This window comes from Erwinia sp. INIA01, assembly GCF_025947915.1.
Lineage (GTDB): Bacteria > Pseudomonadota > Gammaproteobacteria > Enterobacterales > Enterobacteriaceae > Erwinia > Erwinia coffeiphila.
Map to the genome: position 1 here is coordinate 2,960 of NZ_JAPDNC010000021.1, position 15,592 is coordinate 18,551.

Consider the following 15,592-nt stretch of genomic DNA (forward strand, 5'->3'; position numbering starts at 1 on the left):
GGCGCTGCTGGCGCTGCTGGCGCTGCTGGCGCTGCTGGCGCTGCTGGCGCTGCTGGCGCTGCTGGCGCTGCTGGCGCTGCTGGCGCAGACATTTGCTTGTAGGAATAACCGATGCGGGCGCTGGCGGTTACGATGTTGTCCGGATCTAACTCGATGCCGATGAAAGAAAATCCCTCTTCAATCGCCGCGCGGCCGGTACTGCCGCTGCCTGTAAATGGGTCGAGAACAATTCCGCCTGGTGGAGTGATAAGGCGGCAGAGGTATTTCATCAGCGCAATCGGCTTCACGGTCGGGTGCGGGTTCTTCGCACCGTTGTTGCGTCCGGCACCGGCGCGAGGATCGTTAAGGCCCGCGCTACCCTCTTTGCGGCCACCAGTCATTTCCGATGCGGAGAAAGCGATAAAGCGTTCCATGCCTTCGTCGCGCTCTGCTGGCGTCATCTTCGCGCAGTAGAAGAAGCGCGCGGCGCTACCGCTGTCACCATGATGATGTGTCGCGACACGCTTTCTCATACCGAGAATGTTTCCTGTCCCGGCGGCTGATGGCTCAGTACCTCTTACCGGTGATGCTGCGCCAGCGTTTGCCGGGAATATGGCGATCGCTTCATCGCTGCCGTCGTGGATCAGGTTTGCTGGCCAGCGCCCCTCAGGTGTCTGCTGGTAGTTGCTGGCGGGTTCAGTGCTGTCCCGCTGATGCGATAGTAGTGCGCCTTTACCGCCAGTCAGCTCGTCATCGGTTAAAATACGGCAGGCGGTGATGTTCAGCGCTCCGGTACGATACTGCTCCATGTTATTAGCCACCGTCGTCTTGAACGGCTTACGGGCCATAACGATTGGCTCATGGGCGGGCTTAAGGCCCGTTCCCCAGCCGTCAAACTCTCCATCGAGATTGTGAGATTTCGGGAAGCCGGTGCCGTATAACCACTCGATCATGTCACGGATTTCAAAGCCTGCGTCTTCGACGTTTACGACCAAGCGGTGATAGGTTCGGGAACCACCAGACGCCAACAGATGCCCGCCTGGCTTAAGCACGCGTAGACATTCTGCCCATTGCTCAACCGTCGGTACCTGATAATCCCATTTGTGCCCCATAAAGCTCAGGCCGTAGGGTGGATCGGTGACAATCGCATCCACTGAGTTATCCGGCATCGTCTTCAGAACGGCTTCGCAACGACCAACATGTAATTGATAGGAGTTCACTTTAGAAATAGCTCCGCAGTTAACGCCGCGATAAGCAGCAGGATCAGCACAGCCGCCGGGCGGATGCTGGCATAGAAAATATGGTGGCGCGCGAGGTGGCGCCGGATTGTGTTTTTCATGGTAACAGGGCGTAAAAAAACCGCCGGGTGGCGGTTATTGTCTCGATATCTTAAAGGGAGTGGCTATAAACTATTTAAGACAGAGAGTGGGATAATATATTGGTTAATCGGTGTCTATTAAACAATTTAATTAACATGGTATTCATATGGTGGCATCGTTGTCCGGGATTCTGCGAACCAGCAACTTATTGCCATCAATGATCCGAGACCTGTATCTGTGCTCTCCTAGATACGTGAAATTATGAATATACGCCTGCGCTTTTTTTAAAGGTATACCAAGCAAGGCTTTTTCAAAAATAATATACTCATTAACTTTTAGAATTAAAACCCAGTAGCCCATTGTCCTATATGTGAATTTTTTCTTATCATTGATGTAATCGACTTTCACGATCACCTCCTAGCCATCAATTCATAAAAAAAACTGTACATTCATTGCTTTCTCAATAAAAGATTTAAAGCTTAGTATTATCAAAACCTCAAAGTGAATTTTGGTGCAATAGCGAAAAGAAAAATTAGGAAAAAGCTTAGTGTTTTACGTCGGTATTTTTTGAATCTGGTCTGGTATTAACCAGATGTCAGAAAGATAAACTTTTGCTGTGCAATTATTGCTCTTTGAAGGGTTTTAATGTGGTTAATAATTAGTCCGAAAAAATTTCATAAAAACTCATGAAGTTAAAGGATTATGATGTCTTTTTGCGAAACCCTGCAGTTGAGTCACGAAAGTTCAACTAAGAACATACAATGTTCGAAATTCCCAGCCTTTACTTTCGACGTCGGCATAAAATTCTTCAGCGCTGACCTCCGACCATTGTTCCCACTCAGGGCTCCCGTTGTTCTGTCGGATTTGGTAAATCACCCCTGATGGTTCATTAACCATGAGAGCTAACCTAGCTAATGCTACTCTTTCCTCCAGAGATAATTTGCAAATAGTATTTTCGTCGGCCATTTGCATTAGTCTCTCGCGAGTGAACATCTCAATTAGTTTCTTCACTGTTTGACCTCTTTACAGTGAGCGCCGTCTGGCACGGCGGGGAAATCGTCGGCCCAGCCGCCATGAGTACGAACATCAGTCAGCACCTGCTCGCAGACGGCCATGGATGGCATCGGCGTGATGCTCCAGGCGCTGCCGTCGCGCACCGGGGATGCGAGAATCAGGAACACGAAGGTGAGGGTGGTCATGCAATGTTCTCCACAATGAATTTCCCGTTCTTGATTACGGCAACGAGCCTCTGCGCCGCAGCCTTTTGTGCGGAAACGCTAGCAATGACTGTTGGTCTTTCCTTTCCTGTGCTTGCGCACACACCTCCCCAGGAAGAAATCAGGAAAAAGTTCTCTAGGTCCATGATTGTGGATTTTGTGGCGACCTCTTCGATCATCAGCACAACATCACGAACGGAATGGTGCTTTAAAAGATCGTGTACGGCGAAGCCGAAGGCGTTAATCATCACTGCGTGGAACTGGATGTAATCTCGCTTATACTCAGATGGAACGACCCCGTTACGGATATCCTCAGCTGCGGTTAGACTCAGCCAAGCCTCCCAGATGTCATAAACATCTCCCTCTGAAAGAGCTTTACCCCCGGTACCCACGAATTTAGCTGTGGCGTCGCTTAGTGCCTTGAAACTGACCCACAGGCTGCTTTTTGCGGGCACTACGTTGTGCTCAAAATCTGTTATTTCACTGAAAACATTATGCTGAGTGAGAAAGCTAACCATGCCCTGCGCAGTACTATTGCGACCGTCATAAGCCATGTTGATCGCTGCTGATGGCTTGGATACGTTATTATTAATATCTGAGAAGAACTGTTGTCGTGTTTTAAGTGGAAGCTGATGAGTCAGCATCAGCGGAATATGAATAGGCTCGCTAATCGTGCGGCAGAACTCAGCAATACCAGCAGCTCGATGCTGCCCATCGAACAACTTAATTTCCGCATCCATCGGAAATCTCACTACGCCGACGTTTGTATTGCCAAACTCCTCGAACTCAATATCCGAGTTACAGTTTCCAACCAGTGGAGGGATAATAAATGGCTCTTTTTTCTCGTATGCCGCCACCAGATATTCGTAAAACTTTTTCGCGCGAGCGGGGTTTAGTTCACGCTGTGAGCGCTCAAGCGTACTTCCATGGTTATCTGATGCCAGCACTCGTGATAAAGAACGAGCTGGGATGGTCATCATCAGCACAAGCGTACTGCCCTGAAGCCCTCGAGATGCCGGGAATTCGAAGAAATAATCTCCCACTTTGCTCATTGCTGCACCTCCCCGGCGCGGATGCTGGCGGCTTTCTGACGAATTACGTATGCAATTGCACCGGTACTGCCCACGGTGTCCAGAGCCACTAATTCAGCGGCGATGACATCCAGTTCATCAGCGCGAACTTCACGCAGGATGGTATCAGTAACTGAGTCGTCCAGGGCTTTCTGTGCGTCAAAGAAAAGCGCCTCGGCGGGATTCAATGAGTCTTTCACGGCCGTATAACCAGACATGCTCAGCATTCCGATCAGCCGAAAAACAACTCCCTGATAGGTTTTCCCCTCCGCCGCCAGCGCCCGCATTTGCTCATTCAACCGCGCAACCTCTGCGGCGTGTTCACGACAGATCGCATTCAGCACACCACTCACCCTGGTAGCCGTGCTGTAGTCTTCAGAGCCAAAATATTTGGCACCACTATCCGAATCGACGACATCCCACGAATCAACTCTTTCATCATCGTCTTCGCATGAATAGCCGCTTCCGTCTGGACCAGTGCGAACACCTTCTGTAATAAATACTCTTCCCATATCTCTCTCCCGCCGACCGCAGTCAGCCAAAAAATTGCCATAGCCAGCAGCGTGTAAATGCAGCCCATGAGCATGCCAAAAAGGTAAATTCCCAGTGAATTCATCATTGTTGTGGCCTTAGATCCGCAGCTGGTGGCCGCACGCAGGCGCACCGCACCGAATGCGGCGGCGTTGGCTGGCGGTCAGGAGGCGGAAAGGGTGGTTAAATGGTTTTCTTCAGCTCGTTATAACGTTGAAGAAACTGGACGCGAGCCTGTCGTGGCGTAAGCGGGTAGATCATGAAGTCGGCGCACTCGATGCCCTCAAGCACCAGCCACGGCGTTCCGTCATCCATATCGAAATCGCGGCGCTCGGTAGCCAGCATAATCAGGTCCGCACGCTTAACCTGCGCAGACATTGCAGCTGGCAGATTGAACTTGTCCCGGATGAACTGATCGACACGGTGCTCAATCACCTGATAGTCAGGTAGAAACGCTTTAAGTGGCGAACTGACATCACCGCAGTAAGCTTCTGCTGCGTCGTGCAACAGCGCCTCTAACGCCATTTCTGGCGGCACCAGGCGGCTGACGTACACCGAATGCTGCGCCACGCTGTAGAAATCCTGCAAGTGGCCGGTAAAGCGGCAAAGATTCGACAGAGCACCGGCAATATCCTCGATGCTAATCGTTGCCGGGTCGGTTTCGGAGAAACTGAAGTGCTTGCCGGAGAGGGTGTTAATCCAGGTCATTGCTGCTGATCCTTAATTGCTGCGCGGCGGGCCATGCCAGCGCAGAACTCTGCGCGCAGCTGGTACCAGGTGATATTGTTGCCAGTTGCATGGCGTGAGGCTTGCAACCAGTGATGAGCGGCATCAGCGAAAAGACCGTCGCGCTCTTTCTGCGCTGCTTGCTGTGCTGAGCTATTTGGCAGTGGCATAGATACTCCAGAAAGCCCCGGGCGGGGCTGATTGGGTGGCGTCAAAAGGGAATGTCGTCGTCGAACTCAGTCTCCGGTGACGGTTGCTGACCAACGTTTCGCGAGCCTGCGTTTTGCTGCAGGCGTGATTGCTGCTGATTGCCTGTCGCCTGGTTCGCATAACGATTTGAAGTCGGACCGCCACGCGCGCCCGGCGCTGCACCGTTAGGCGCAACTGGTTGACGCTTGTCCACGTCTTTTAACGACAGCAATAACTTATCAATCGCCTCTGCCGGCACTTTGTCAGCCAGCTCGGCATATGTCAGGCGTGTTTTAACCTGGAAAACATGGCGTATGTTCATCTGGTAGGTATCCGATCCGTCGGTACTCTTCGTGCGCAGCTCCTTCTGCAGTACCAATCCAACAGATTTACCTTCGATGGCAGGCAGTGCCCACACCATGCCATCTGGGGTTTGCCGCTGCTGAGGTTGTGCATCACGAACTCCGGCCGCCCACAGCAGCGCGGATACTGTATCCATGCCGAAAGTCTGTTCACCTTCGCGGTTGATAAAGTTGATGCGCAGGTAATTTGCCTTGAGGCCATTCGATTCGAAACCCAGCTCCAGCGTTTGCGACTGGCTGTCGGTCCCGAAGTTGTAGTGAGCGTGCAGGATCACACCCTCATAAGCCCCGGTTTCGTTGAGCATGGCTGAGGTTCCGGCTTTTTTCGCTGATTCCGGGTTGAAAACAAAGCCCATTGGCTGTTGTGGTTGCTGCATCAGATGTCTCCTTCAGACATGAAGTTACAGATGGCCTGGTCTACAGCGAACAGGTCATTGTCCATTTCGGTTTGATCGGGAAATAGGTCGGGTGGCGCTTTGGCGGTGTCGTTGTCATCGCCTTTGATCAGAAATACGTGCTTACCGTCTTTTTTGATGGCGCGCAGCACGATGGAGAAATAGCCCTCCGGCGTCAGCTTTTCGTTGAGCATTTTGCCAGCGGTCTTCATGCGCACTTTGCCTTCTGATTCTTCTGTGTGCGCCAGGAAGTAAACGCGAACGTCATCAGGCAGGTGTGTGGCCGCGGTAATGATGCGCCAAACATGATCCGCCATTTCGGTAAATTTGGTGTAACCGGTCTGGTAAGCACGGATCATGTTTTCGTGCTGCATGACAACCTGAAAATCATCGATAATCAGGATTTTTCGTGTTTTGGACATCACCATCCGCTGGATCTTATCTTCAACATCGGCCCAGTCATCAGTGCGGAACACGTTACCGCGCTGCGGCTCTCCGTTCGCGTCAGGTTTACCGTGAACTTTCCATGTGCCTTTATGGCGAAACGGCAGCAGCTTGGGGATGCACTGAATTAGCAGGCAGTCGTCGGGGTTGAAGTTGCGCAGGCTGTAAGATTTTCCCGCGCCAGAGTCACCGAGGATTAACACGGGAGTACCCATATCAACCTCCCTGCAGGTAATGCTGCATCGTGAATTTCTGGTCCTCGTCGAGGTCCATGTTTGCCAGGCACCATTTCAGATAACCGCGGTCAGTCGCGCCAATTTTCTCGAACGTCGTGCCCTTGTGCTTACCGAAACGCATGGTGTGAAGCAGGGAAGGCAGGGAGGTGATTTCGCGCATCTGCGCGATGGTGAAGCGGGCGTGACGGTTAATTTCGATCAGCACCGCTGCCGTCACGTAGCAGTCATACAGGGCGCGGTGGGCGTGCAGGCCCTCCGGCACGTTGGCGTTAACGCCGAGGTGGTAGCGCATGAACTGGTTGCCGTGGCTCTCCAGCTCCGGCCAGAGCTTGCGGGACAGCTTCATTGTGCAGATCCACGGCGCGGTGATCTGCGGCAGCTTGCTGCGGTCGAATTTGGCGTTGTGCGCAACGTAAACGTCAGCGCCGAGATAGCGATCAATTACAGCATCAATCGGCGGTGAGTCAGCCACGTCCGCTTCGGTTATATGGTGAAGCGCCATCGCAGCAATGCTGATTGGCTCCGGCGGCTTCACGTAGTCGCTCATCGGGTTGCAGATAACGCCATCGACAATGTCGACGCTGGCGATTTCACACACACCACCCTCGAGGCTGGTGGTCTCCGTATCAATTACACGCAAAATGGTCATCAGGTTGTTCCGTAAGGGCATCAGCAGCGGCTTCGCGCTGCGCCAGCTTGTGGGCGATTTGAATCAGGTCAGCCGGGCCGAACTGATTCTGTTGGCAGAGCTGCAGGATTGCGTCGACAGTGGCCTGGCGCATCCATTCGTTTATTGCCAGCGGCGTGGGGATCGGCGTTACATCCATCCGATATACATCCCCGCAGCAATCAGCGCAGCGCCGATAACCGGCAATAACCAGCTGCGGCGCCGCGGGTGGAAGTCGGCACCGGTCAGGCGGTGCAGGAACTGAGATTTGTAGAGCTGGCTCATCAGCGATTACCTCGAATGCGCAATCCTGCAGCGCGTTTATGTGACGGCACCCGGATGCTTTGCTGGTAACGCAGGGCGCACTCCCTGTCAGCGCAGAAGTCATCCCGCTCGCTACGATCCCAGTGTTTAACGGTGCTCTTCACCACATCTTCAGGATGGCGGAACCGGCCGCAGTAGCGGCATCGCACTGATTCCAGGTGCTCGGTACCGGCATCCAGCACCGTGTACTCGAAATGCGAACCGGGAGTGCCGTCTGGCAGCGTGTAATCAACGAACGTTTGCTCTTCGCCCTTAAAGTTCGGGCGTATGCTGCAGCCGTTGAATGTGACCAGCTGAGCGCCGATGCGGATCGGCGTTCCCGGCGGCAACTCGGCCAGGCGCTGGGCGGTTAATTTGGGGATTGGGTGCATGCTTACCTCCGTTTTGAGGGCGAAAAAAAGCCCCCGGAGAAGGGGGCAAACGACTACACACAGCGATGATGGGGTTGTGGCGGCCGGTGCTCCTCGCAGTTCACATGCGCTGGTTTGGCTACCGTTCTCGCTGTAACTGGCGTAAGGGCTAAAAAACAACAAAAAGTAGGTAATAAACTGCGACGGCAATTACTGACGCCAACATGATGGCAGTAAAGACACGCACAACGATCCCCATGATTTGTGACCATGGCAGACGATGCTTATCAAATAAATTGATGCCTGCTGCTACCGCAAGCATCGTCACGAAAATTAGAAAAGCAGACTTAACTGCATAAATGGCCAAATCCACGCTCACTCCTTACTTCGTTGCCCCTGATTTTCTTTGATGCTGCGCAAGCTACGATATCAGCCTAAGTCCCGGTCAACCGGACCGGCTATGACTGCCTCGCTGGAGCTGGCGCAGCTCGAAGAAAACTTCGCCACACTCTCGCAGTGGCCAGCGCCGGTTTCCCGGTCATCATTTGAAGCTGCTTAGTGCGTTAAACCGGGCGCCAACCGTAAACTCAGTGATGCTTTCGCCTCCTCTCCCTCACTACGTCGCCGTGGGAGCCAGACCGTACACGCCGTCTTCGCGATGCCTTTAATGCTTCATTGGCTTATCTCCTGTTGTTAATGGGGCCGACATATGTCGCTGGCCCATGCACCGATCCGTCGCTCGCATTGCTCCTCTTTGGCTCAGCCCAGGTCAGTTAGGGGTGGCCGCTATTTCAGTTTGCCAGGGATGCGATTGAGTACCCGGTGCGCGACTGCCAGATTGTTAAAGAGCGGGTCAGCGCTTGGCGGTGGGCTGCGTTGTGCTGATGAGAGAAAATCACAACAAAGTTTGTAATGGGTAAACAATAAATATTGTAATTTCATTGGTTTTTTACTCATTTATTTGTTTTTTAAAGTAATTTATTTTCTTGAATTGATCGTTTAAACAAAGCGCTCAGGCCTTTTGAGCGAAGTTTGAGTTTTGCCGGAATCGAGGTGTGGATAGTGAACAGCAATCATGGCTGAAGTGATTGGCAACATGGTTTTCGAACATAAATTAAACGACGAGAGTCAAAAGTATCTTGGTTGAAGGTTTATCAAATTAGTTGTGAACGGGAAGGGCACTTTAAGGGAGGCAATTCTGATTAGATAAGAGGGATTGACTGTCCACAAAAAGCCCGCGTTAAGCGGGCTCTTGTTGTTTTTCAAAAAAAAGGGTGAAGAGCAAGAGGTAGATTTCTTTGACCTCTAACCGTGCATTAACCGCCAGGCATCCAAGCACCACTCGCGATAAACCAAACCAGAAGCACTACGCCTGCTATGCCGCAGGCAGCTGGGAACAGATAGCCGATCTTCATTTTTACCGCCTGAGTTTTTATTATGAGGGCATCCCTGCCTGTCTTCTCCAGCCCTAACCAGCCCTGATGCTGATCTGTGTTTAAAAATTGCAATACGTAACAGCGCCGTTTTATTTGTTATCGCGCCTGTAAAGAGTCCACTCTTCAATCCGTTCGCCGCCTGGGAGGGTGCAGTAGCCTACCTCTCCAGCGGGTTCCTTAACGATGTCTAGCTTGCCGCCGATTTTCTGGCAGTACACCGAGGCCGGGTTAGCCATGCCAATCATCTTCGGCTGCTCGTTGTGCGCTGCACACGAGGCGATAAGCACTGGTAGTGCGGTAATCAGTATTTTTTTCATGGTTATCCCTTTTAACTGAAGGCCTCTTCCGACCACTAACCCAGAGTCAGACCTAGCAATAAGTTAACGAAGCCAGCCAAAAGCAATGCCAGTCCCGGTATCAGGAAGTTTTTGTCGCGCTTCTTGCGAGCCAGGTAGAACATGGCGAACGCTACGCAAAACATAGGTACTGCTATCTTTATGTAAACTGACATCTACTTCCTTAGATAAACGTCTCTTCCGTCTGAGGGGGATTATACCAGCCGAAGCTTAGTTTCAATCGCTACACCGATAATCCGGCAGTTACCGTTGATCGGCACCATTGGCCACTGAGGGTTAAGCCCTTTCAGGTACTTTTGGCTACCGTCGATCACCAGCTTTTTGAACGTGGCTTCGTTATCGTCGATCAGCTTTGCAACTACCAGGCTGCCATTCACCGCCTCACGCCCAGTATCGAAAAGCACGAAAGTACCTTCTGGAATACTCAGGCCCATCGGCGCTGTCATCGAATCTCCGTCCACTTCCAACCAGAATGACTCACCCTGCACATGTGCGTCTGACTCTAGCCAGAGATCGATATCCTTTACCGTATAGGCCTCAATGGCCTCTCCCCAGGCACCTGCCTGGACCTTGCTCAGGACAGGATATTTTCGGCCAGGAGAGTATGGGCGAAAACCAGAAACATTATCGCCCGTCACAACGTCTTTACCATCAAGGAGCCATTCGATCTCGCAGCCGAGAGCTTTCGCCAGCTCAGGGAGGTAGCGGGGACGTTTAGTTTTACCACTCTCCAACTGAACAATCGCTTGTTGAGTTGTGCCGGCTCTTTCTGCCAGTTCTGTTTGCGTTAATCCAAGCTCATTTCTTTTCGCAAGGACACGCGCCGCGATCGTCATTAAGTCACCTCTCAATCCAATCAAGAGATGTTTACAAGAAAAGCTGTAATTGACAAACAAGCTATATTGTAATTAATATACAAGAAAGTTTGTCAAAGGAGGCTTTATGCAAACTATCTCGGACCGCCTCAAACAAAAACGGGCGGAGCTCAACCTGACGCAGGCTGAATTAGCCAGTAAGGCTGGAGTTAAACAGCAGTCCATCCAACAGATCGAAGCTGGTTTGACGAAGCGCCCGCGGTTTTTGATTGAGATTGCCCATGCACTGCAGTGTGACCCAGCCTGGCTCCAACATGGAGTCAAGCAAGGTAATGCTGCCTAAACACTATTTTGAAAACGGAAATTATCAATGGAATCAGTAGCAACAACCAGCAATTCAGTAAATATCACCTGCAAAGCAGAAGCGCTGGAGAGTTATTTTCACAGGGAAGCTATCGCTCGCGGTAACAAACCTCTGGCGCTGGATATGGGTATTCATCCTTCGGGACTAAGCCGCAAAAAGGTCGGGCTGGTTGGCCTGGCCTGCAAGCTGATTTTGCAGCTGGGACTGCCTGCTGGCTGCATCGCGGCGCCAGGGTGTGAGCAGAACGTGGTGCTGACCGGTGAAGAGGCGCGGAAGTTGCTTTCGCTGCTGGAGCACATACGGCAACCGGCAGGGGGAACTGGTGGATGACGAGCGTTTCGTTGATACCGATCAGCAATACCACGATCGACGCGGCGTTGTCGTGCGGGTTACCCGGTATGACCGGCAGGAGCGAAGAATCATTTTTATGCGGCCAGATTACCCGCATCCATGCTGCGTGCCGAAATGGTATTTCGAGAAGTATTTCAGGAAGTTTGAAGGGTAAAGCGAAGGCTGAACAGCTGCACCTGAACAGCCGGGTACTGCATTGCTTTGGTCAAGCGAGGTCAATTATGCGACAGAAACGCCGGAAGATGCAACCAAAAAACACTGTACATAAAGACATGTCCCGGGAGCAGTTAGCCCGGGAGTTTACCCCTGACGCGGCGCACAAGTTGCGCCAGCTACTCGAGCAGAATAAGCGTGTGAGGGAAGGGGATGAGTAACACCGCCGAGATCATCAATTTCCGCGCTCGTACAGAGCGTGAGGAGCAGCGCGTGGCCGATACCGATGATGGGTATACCCGGCTGGCTAACATGCTGCTGGAGGAATATGCAGGCGCGGATCTGACGAAGCGCCAATTCAAGGTGCTGCTTGCCGTGTTGCGGCTCACTTACGGCTGGAACAAAACTATGGACCGAATCAGTGATTCACAGATTTCGGAGATCGCTCGACTGCCGGTGAAGCGCTGCAATGAGGCGAAGTTGCAACTGGTTGAAATGAATATTCTTATCCAGCAGGGACGTCAGTTTGGCCCCAATAAAAATGTCTCAGAATGGCGTATCCCTCAAAACGAGGGATTATCCCTCAAATCAGGGGAGAAATTATCCCTCAAATTAGGGGATGGCTATCCCTCAAAACAGGGGGACACCAAAGACATTATTCCAAAGACAATAAAAACAGATCCCCCTAAAGCCCCCAAGGGGGAATTTTCGGAGGAGGTAATTTCACAGGCAAAACAGGTTCTGGAGTATTACAACGAACTCACAGGGACCACCTGCCGCTCTGCAGAAGCCTTTGCCGTTCTGCTTACGCCACGTTCGGCCCGTGCCGCCTACACCGTGGACGACCTGCAGCTGGTGGTGCGCTGGGTGGTGCTGACCTGGAAGCGCCGCAATGGCACGGTTGCTAAGCCGGCGAACATCTGCCGGGTGAGCCGTTTCGACGGTTACCTTGCTGACGCTGCGGTCTGGGCTTCCAGCTACGTTGAGATCGACTGCGCAGCTGTTGTTGAGGCTTACAACGAGATTGCCGGTGAACGCATGCCTGCGGCAGAACTGGACGAAGAGAGAGCCGCTGCAATCCGTGATCTGGTTTCGCACCTGAACCACAAGGATATCAATGCGCTTCGGGCATATTTCAAGGCGTTTGTGACTGAAGCAAGGCCGCATTACTTCGGCGAGAATCCGTCTGGCTGGCGTGCCAACTTCGATTTCCTGATGAAGCCCGACACGCTTCGCAAAGTGCGGGAGCGTGCGCTATGAGCGACCTGTATCTCGAAGCCAGCGTGCTGGGCGCGCTGCTGAACGCCGGTCTGACACCTGACGCCAGCGACGTGCTGAACACGCTGGACCCTGCAGCGTTCACCAACCCGTTTTACTTCAAGCTCTACGGAGAGATTAAGCGTCAGGCCATTCAGCGCAAGATGATCGACGCGCTGTTGGTTGCGGATGCGATGGGTGATGGTCCCGGCGTATTCGCCGACGTGATGGAAACGGCGAAGGTCGTGCCGAGTTCAGCCAACCTGAAGGGCTACGCCAAGAGTCTGGGCGAGAAGTTCATGATCAGCAGTTTCGTGAAGCTCATGGAAGCCAACTACGACAGCATAACCCTGGCGAACAACCACGATCAGGCACTGGAGAACATTCGGGCGTTTACCAGCCAGGTCATGGCCGTTGGTCGCCCCTCTGATGAGGTCGTGCCGGTTCATATCGATGAACTGATGGGTCCTTACGTTGATGTGCTGGAGCGGCGGGTAACCAACGGTGAGGAGTCTGACACGCTGAAAACAGGGATCTCCGAACTGGACGAAATTACTGGCGGCATGAACGATGAAGATTTCGTTGTTGTGGCTGCTCGCCCGGGTATGGGGAAAACCGAGTTTGCGCTGAAGGTTGCTGAGGGTGTTGCCTCGAGTGAGCGGGTGATGGGGGATCACAAGGTCCGCCGCGGTGTGCTGATTTTCACCATGGAAATGAGCAATCAGCAAGTGATTGAGCGCCAGATTGCCGGCGCGTCGAACATGCCGGTATCCAGCCTGCGCAAGCCATCCCGTATGCACGATGAGGACTGGGGCCGGGTTTCAATGGGAATTCAGCGCCTGACTGGCCTTGATGTCTGGCTCGTCGACGCGGCAAACCTGACCATCGAGCAGATCCGCGCCATCGCTGAGCGGCATAAACGCAAGTTCCCCGGCCTGTCGCTGATCCTTGTCGATTATCTGGGCCTGATTAAAAAGCCTCGAGCAGAACGTAACGACCTGGCGATCGCTGTTATCTCCGGTGGCCTGAAGAACATGGCTAAGGAACTGAAAACGCCGGTTCTGTCGCTCAGCCAGCTGTCACGCGACGTTGAGAAACGCCCGAACAAACGTCCGGTAAATGCGGATCTGCGCGACGGCGGCAGCATTGAGCAGGATGCAGACAGCATCATCATGCTGTACCGCGATGCCGTCTACAACGAGAACAGCCTGGCGGCGCGCTTCGCCGAAATCATCGTAACGAAGAACCGTTTCGGCGAGCTGGGGACCGTGTACCAGGAGTTCCGCAACGGCCATTTCCACGACACCAACCAGGATGAGGCGCGGCGCATCTGCACCGAGAAGGCTTCAGCCGGACAGCGACAGAGGGAGTTCTGATGCAGGTCTATGACATCTGTCCGTTGCCGAAACCCCGCATGACGCAGAGAGACCGTTGGGCTAAACGCCCGGTGGTTCTCCGGTACCGCGCTTACTGCGACGAGGTGCGATTAAAGCGCCTGCAGCTGCCGGTCAGCGGCTGCCACGTTACTTTCGTGCTGCCAATGCCAGCCAGCTGGAGCAAGAAAAAGCGCAGCGCCAGTATTGGTCAGCCGCATCAGCAAAAACCGGACGTGGACAACCTGATGAAAGCGCTGATGGATGCCTTGTTTGCCGATGACAGCAGCGTGTGGGATTTCCGCGTATCAAAAATATGGGGCGAAACCGGCAGTATCCGGATCGCCAGCATCGCGCCGTCGGCGCACCAGTCAGGAGAATAAAACGTGAAAGGACTGACCGAGATCCAGAAAAACATGTGCCGCTTTATCCGGCAGTACGCTGCTGAGAATGGCTGCGCGCCAACACGTGTGGAGATAGCCACTCACTTTGGCTGGAAGTCCGCTAACGCCGCTGAAGCGCACATTAAAGCGCTGGTGAAAAAGGGCGCGCTCTACAGTAAGCCGCGCTGCTCGCGTGCGCTGAAAGTGCTGGTGGACGTTTAGAAACCGGCCGCTGGCCAACTGCAGTATCGGATGATAAGAACAGACCAGAGGGGATACACGTGAGAATCGAAGCCGCACTTAAACATTTCAGCCCGAAAACGATGATGATCACCGACAGCCCCGGCGCTACCAGCTCGGAGAATATCGACGGCACACACGTCATGGCCGCGATCGGCATGTGCCAGGCTAAAGCTGCTTTCGGCATGAGTGCGTATCTGGGAAAAGCAGGTATCAGTCAGCAGGATCGGGATAAGGCAGTGCAGCACCTGCTGGCGTATGCCCGCAAAACCGCGCCTGCGCTTCTCAGGAAGGCCGCAGCAGGAAAATTGAGTCAGTGTCTTTTTGTACTGGCTAAATTCGCCTATGACGATTACGCGCGTTCTGCTGCCGATACGCATGATTGTCCTGACTGCGCAGGCAGGGGAGTGACTAACACGCTGGCCAGAGTGATGACGCATCCCGGTTGTGGAGAAAAAACGGCTCCAACGTTTCAGATGCAACTGGTGGAAAATCAGTGTGTGACATGTCACGGAAAGGGAAAGTTGTCAGCGCGCTGCCGTTGCGGCGGTTCCGGCAAGGTCCGGGATCTGAAGCGGTCGAAACTGCTCGGCGTGCCAGTTGAGAAGGATTGCGATCGATGTGATGGGCTGGGCTTCAGGCGGCAGCCTTCGACGGTAGCGTTTAAAGCGATTCGGGCGTTGGTGCCTGAACTGACGCAATCGTCATGGTCGCGTAACTGGAAGCCATTCTATGACGGGCTGATCGTTAAATGCGAAGCTGAGGAAAGCCAGGCTGATTCGATTTTCAATAAAGTGACGCGATAATACGAATTTATGCATCGAAAGTGGTTGCATTTTGCATAACTTTGGCCAATTATATCTCTCATCGTGGGATTTCAATGCCCACAGGTACTTAAACGAATTCAGAGGCTGCGCAAATGCGGGGCATTTTTATTAGCTTTTTTCTGTCAATCTACTATCTTCAAATTGATGACAACTCTATGCGCCTCCCGTCCGAAGGAGTGACATTTAATCAGTGATGATATACAGGCGCACCAAATCTTAGGCTCTGCT

Annotated in this window: 25 protein-coding genes; 8 read left to right on the forward strand and 17 right to left on the reverse strand. The window is 52.9% G+C overall.

The features are described from left to right. From OMR58_RS24555 to OMR58_RS24635, 17 genes are all read right to left on the reverse strand, one after another. The coding region (locus OMR58_RS24555) for a DNA-methyltransferase (protein ID WP_264547196.1) at nucleotides 1-1,199 on the reverse strand (1,199 nt) is incomplete at its 3' end. A 261-nt stretch (nucleotides 1,200-1,460) separates the two neighbouring features. Next, nucleotides 1,461-1,706 (reverse strand): hypothetical protein, encoded by a 246-nt coding sequence (locus tag OMR58_RS24560; RefSeq protein WP_146114195.1) that lies wholly within the window; start codon nucleotides 1,704-1,706, stop codon nucleotides 1,461-1,463. A gap of 599 nt (nucleotides 1,707-2,305) precedes the next feature. Beyond that, nucleotides 2,306-2,497, reverse strand: coding sequence for a hypothetical protein (locus OMR58_RS24565; RefSeq protein ID WP_264547197.1), 192 nt, complete (start codon nucleotides 2,495-2,497; stop codon nucleotides 2,306-2,308). After that, nucleotides 2,494-3,567, reverse strand: coding sequence for a DGQHR domain-containing protein (locus OMR58_RS24570; RefSeq protein WP_264547198.1), 1,074 nt, complete (start codon nucleotides 3,565-3,567; stop codon nucleotides 2,494-2,496). The genes OMR58_RS24565 and OMR58_RS24570 overlap by 4 nt, the downstream gene beginning before the upstream one ends. After that, complete coding sequence (locus OMR58_RS24575) at nucleotides 3,564-4,097, reverse strand: hypothetical protein (protein WP_264547199.1); 534 nt, start codon at nucleotides 4,095-4,097, stop codon at nucleotides 3,564-3,566. The genes OMR58_RS24570 and OMR58_RS24575 overlap by 4 nt, the downstream gene beginning before the upstream one ends. Nucleotides 4,098-4,299: 202 nt before the next feature. After that, nucleotides 4,300-4,824, reverse strand: coding sequence for an HD family hydrolase (locus tag OMR58_RS24580; RefSeq protein WP_264547200.1), 525 nt, complete (start codon nucleotides 4,822-4,824; stop codon nucleotides 4,300-4,302). After that, on the reverse strand, nucleotides 4,821-5,012 hold the full coding sequence (locus OMR58_RS24585) for an ANR family transcriptional regulator (protein ID WP_105595055.1): 192 nt from the start codon (nucleotides 5,010-5,012) through the stop codon (nucleotides 4,821-4,823). The genes OMR58_RS24580 and OMR58_RS24585 overlap by 4 nt, the downstream gene beginning before the upstream one ends. 41 nt (nucleotides 5,013-5,053) lie before the next feature. Then, nucleotides 5,054-5,770, reverse strand: a complete 717-nt coding sequence (locus tag OMR58_RS24590) for a hypothetical protein (RefSeq protein WP_105595054.1) — start codon at nucleotides 5,768-5,770, stop codon at nucleotides 5,054-5,056. Next, complete coding sequence (locus tag OMR58_RS24595) at nucleotides 5,770-6,447, reverse strand: AAA family ATPase (protein WP_105595053.1); 678 nt, start codon at nucleotides 6,445-6,447, stop codon at nucleotides 5,770-5,772. The genes OMR58_RS24590 and OMR58_RS24595 overlap by 1 nt, the downstream gene beginning before the upstream one ends. Before the next feature lies 1 nt (nucleotide 6,448). Continuing rightward, on the reverse strand, nucleotides 6,449-7,117 hold the full coding sequence (gene exoX, locus OMR58_RS24600; protein WP_172606663.1) for an exodeoxyribonuclease X: 669 nt from the start codon (nucleotides 7,115-7,117) through the stop codon (nucleotides 6,449-6,451). Then, complete coding sequence (locus tag OMR58_RS24605) at nucleotides 7,095-7,295, reverse strand: hypothetical protein (RefSeq protein ID WP_105595052.1); 201 nt, start codon at nucleotides 7,293-7,295, stop codon at nucleotides 7,095-7,097. The genes exoX and OMR58_RS24605 overlap by 23 nt, the downstream gene beginning before the upstream one ends. Continuing rightward, the gene (locus OMR58_RS24610; RefSeq protein WP_264547201.1) at nucleotides 7,286-7,420 is read right to left on the reverse strand and encodes a hypothetical protein; all 135 of its coding nucleotides are present in this window, start codon (nucleotides 7,418-7,420) and stop codon (nucleotides 7,286-7,288) included. Before OMR58_RS24610 ends, OMR58_RS24605 begins: the two co-directional genes overlap by 10 nt. Further along, the gene (locus OMR58_RS24615; RefSeq protein WP_200544120.1) at nucleotides 7,420-7,830 is read right to left on the reverse strand and encodes a hypothetical protein; all 411 of its coding nucleotides are present in this window, start codon (nucleotides 7,828-7,830) and stop codon (nucleotides 7,420-7,422) included. Before OMR58_RS24615 ends, OMR58_RS24610 begins: the two co-directional genes overlap by 1 nt. Before the next feature lie 148 nt (nucleotides 7,831-7,978). Then, the gene (locus OMR58_RS24620; RefSeq protein WP_105595050.1) at nucleotides 7,979-8,182 is read right to left on the reverse strand and encodes a hypothetical protein; all 204 of its coding nucleotides are present in this window, start codon (nucleotides 8,180-8,182) and stop codon (nucleotides 7,979-7,981) included. 943 nt (nucleotides 8,183-9,125) lie between these two features. Further along, entirely contained in the window at nucleotides 9,126-9,224 is a 99-nt protein-coding gene (locus OMR58_RS24625; protein ID WP_146114196.1) for a YoaK family small membrane protein, read from the reverse strand. A gap of 110 nt (nucleotides 9,225-9,334) precedes the next feature. Continuing rightward, on the reverse strand, nucleotides 9,335-9,562 hold the full coding sequence (locus tag OMR58_RS24630; RefSeq protein ID WP_200559703.1) for a putative hemolysin: 228 nt from the start codon (nucleotides 9,560-9,562) through the stop codon (nucleotides 9,335-9,337). Nucleotides 9,563-9,795: 233 nt separating this feature from the next. Beyond that, nucleotides 9,796-10,437 carry a LexA family protein gene (locus OMR58_RS24635; protein ID WP_205067788.1) on the reverse strand — a complete coding sequence of 214 codons (642 nt, stop codon included), beginning with the start codon at nucleotides 10,435-10,437 and terminating at the stop codon, nucleotides 9,796-9,798. Nucleotides 10,438-10,543: 106 nt separating this feature from the next. Here OMR58_RS24635 and OMR58_RS24640 point away from each other — a divergent pair, with 106 nt between their 5' ends. From OMR58_RS24640 to OMR58_RS24675, 8 genes are all read left to right on the forward strand, one after another. Next, a complete protein-coding gene (locus OMR58_RS24640) occupies nucleotides 10,544-10,759 on the forward strand; it encodes a helix-turn-helix domain-containing protein (RefSeq protein WP_105595046.1) in 216 nt (71 codons plus the stop codon). A gap of 27 nt (nucleotides 10,760-10,786) precedes the next feature. Beyond that, nucleotides 10,787-11,110: a hypothetical protein gene (locus OMR58_RS24645; RefSeq protein ID WP_105595045.1), complete on the forward strand. Its 324-nt coding sequence runs from the start codon at nucleotides 10,787-10,789 to the stop codon at nucleotides 11,108-11,110. 52 nt (nucleotides 11,111-11,162) lie between these two features. Continuing rightward, nucleotides 11,163-11,285, forward strand: coding sequence for a DUF4222 domain-containing protein (locus tag OMR58_RS24650; protein ID WP_264547233.1), 123 nt, complete (start codon nucleotides 11,163-11,165; stop codon nucleotides 11,283-11,285). Nucleotides 11,286-11,497: 212 nt separating this feature from the next. Then, a complete protein-coding gene (locus OMR58_RS26015; protein ID WP_347710580.1) occupies nucleotides 11,498-12,544 on the forward strand; it encodes a replication protein in 1,047 nt (348 codons plus the stop codon). Then, complete coding sequence (locus OMR58_RS24660) at nucleotides 12,541-13,917, forward strand: replicative DNA helicase (protein WP_264547202.1); 1,377 nt, start codon at nucleotides 12,541-12,543, stop codon at nucleotides 13,915-13,917. The genes OMR58_RS26015 and OMR58_RS24660 overlap by 4 nt, the downstream gene beginning before the upstream one ends. Continuing rightward, nucleotides 13,917-14,297: a RusA family crossover junction endodeoxyribonuclease gene (locus OMR58_RS24665; RefSeq protein ID WP_105595040.1), complete on the forward strand. Its 381-nt coding sequence runs from the start codon at nucleotides 13,917-13,919 to the stop codon at nucleotides 14,295-14,297. The genes OMR58_RS24660 and OMR58_RS24665 overlap by 1 nt, the downstream gene beginning before the upstream one ends. Before the next feature lie 3 nt (nucleotides 14,298-14,300). Further along, entirely contained in the window at nucleotides 14,301-14,519 is a 219-nt protein-coding gene (locus tag OMR58_RS24670; protein ID WP_105595039.1) for a hypothetical protein, read from the forward strand. 59 nt (nucleotides 14,520-14,578) lie between these two features. After that, a complete protein-coding gene (locus OMR58_RS24675; RefSeq protein ID WP_264547203.1) occupies nucleotides 14,579-15,343 on the forward strand; it encodes an antitermination protein Q in 765 nt (254 codons plus the stop codon). The last annotated feature ends 249 nt before the right edge of the window (nucleotides 15,344-15,592 follow it).

Coding starts and splice junctions, on each gene's coding strand:
- OMR58_RS24615 (WP_200544120.1), bottom strand. CDS start 7,830: ATGCACCCAATCCCCAAATTAACCGCCCAGCGCCTGGCCGAGTTGCCG.
- OMR58_RS26015 (WP_347710580.1), top strand. CDS start 11,498: ATGAGTAACACCGCCGAGATCATCAATTTCCGCGCTCGTACAGAGCGT.
- OMR58_RS24585 (WP_105595055.1), bottom strand. CDS start 5,012: ATGCCACTGCCAAATAGCTCAGCACAGCAAGCAGCGCAGAAAGAGCGC.
- OMR58_RS24630 (WP_200559703.1), bottom strand. CDS start 9,562: ATGAAAAAAATACTGATTACCGCACTACCAGTGCTTATCGCCTCGTGT.
- OMR58_RS24660 (WP_264547202.1), top strand. CDS start 12,541: ATGAGCGACCTGTATCTCGAAGCCAGCGTGCTGGGCGCGCTGCTGAAC.
- exoX (WP_172606663.1), bottom strand. CDS start 7,117: ATGACCATTTTGCGTGTAATTGATACGGAGACCACCAGCCTCGAGGGT.
- OMR58_RS24580 (WP_264547200.1), bottom strand. CDS start 4,824: ATGACCTGGATTAACACCCTCTCCGGCAAGCACTTCAGTTTCTCCGAA.
- OMR58_RS24575 (WP_264547199.1), bottom strand. CDS start 4,097: ATGGGAAGAGTATTTATTACAGAAGGTGTTCGCACTGGTCCAGACGGA.
- OMR58_RS24665 (WP_105595040.1), top strand. CDS start 13,917: ATGCAGGTCTATGACATCTGTCCGTTGCCGAAACCCCGCATGACGCAG.
- OMR58_RS24605 (WP_105595052.1), bottom strand. CDS start 7,295: ATGGATGTAACGCCGATCCCCACGCCGCTGGCAATAAACGAATGGATG.
- OMR58_RS24635 (WP_205067788.1), bottom strand. CDS start 10,437: ATGACGATCGCGGCGCGTGTCCTTGCGAAAAGAAATGAGCTTGGATTA.
- OMR58_RS24640 (WP_105595046.1), top strand. CDS start 10,544: ATGCAAACTATCTCGGACCGCCTCAAACAAAAACGGGCGGAGCTCAAC.
- OMR58_RS24570 (WP_264547198.1), bottom strand. CDS start 3,567: ATGAGCAAAGTGGGAGATTATTTCTTCGAATTCCCGGCATCTCGAGGG.
- OMR58_RS24565 (WP_264547197.1), bottom strand. CDS start 2,497: ATGACCACCCTCACCTTCGTGTTCCTGATTCTCGCATCCCCGGTGCGC.
- OMR58_RS24645 (WP_105595045.1), top strand. CDS start 10,787: ATGGAATCAGTAGCAACAACCAGCAATTCAGTAAATATCACCTGCAAA.
- OMR58_RS24595 (WP_105595053.1), bottom strand. CDS start 6,447: ATGGGTACTCCCGTGTTAATCCTCGGTGACTCTGGCGCGGGAAAATCT.
- OMR58_RS24610 (WP_264547201.1), bottom strand. CDS start 7,420: ATGAGCCAGCTCTACAAATCTCAGTTCCTGCACCGCCTGACCGGTGCC.
- OMR58_RS24590 (WP_105595054.1), bottom strand. CDS start 5,770: ATGCAGCAACCACAACAGCCAATGGGCTTTGTTTTCAACCCGGAATCA.
- OMR58_RS24625 (WP_146114196.1), bottom strand. CDS start 9,224: ATGAAGATCGGCTATCTGTTCCCAGCTGCCTGCGGCATAGCAGGCGTA.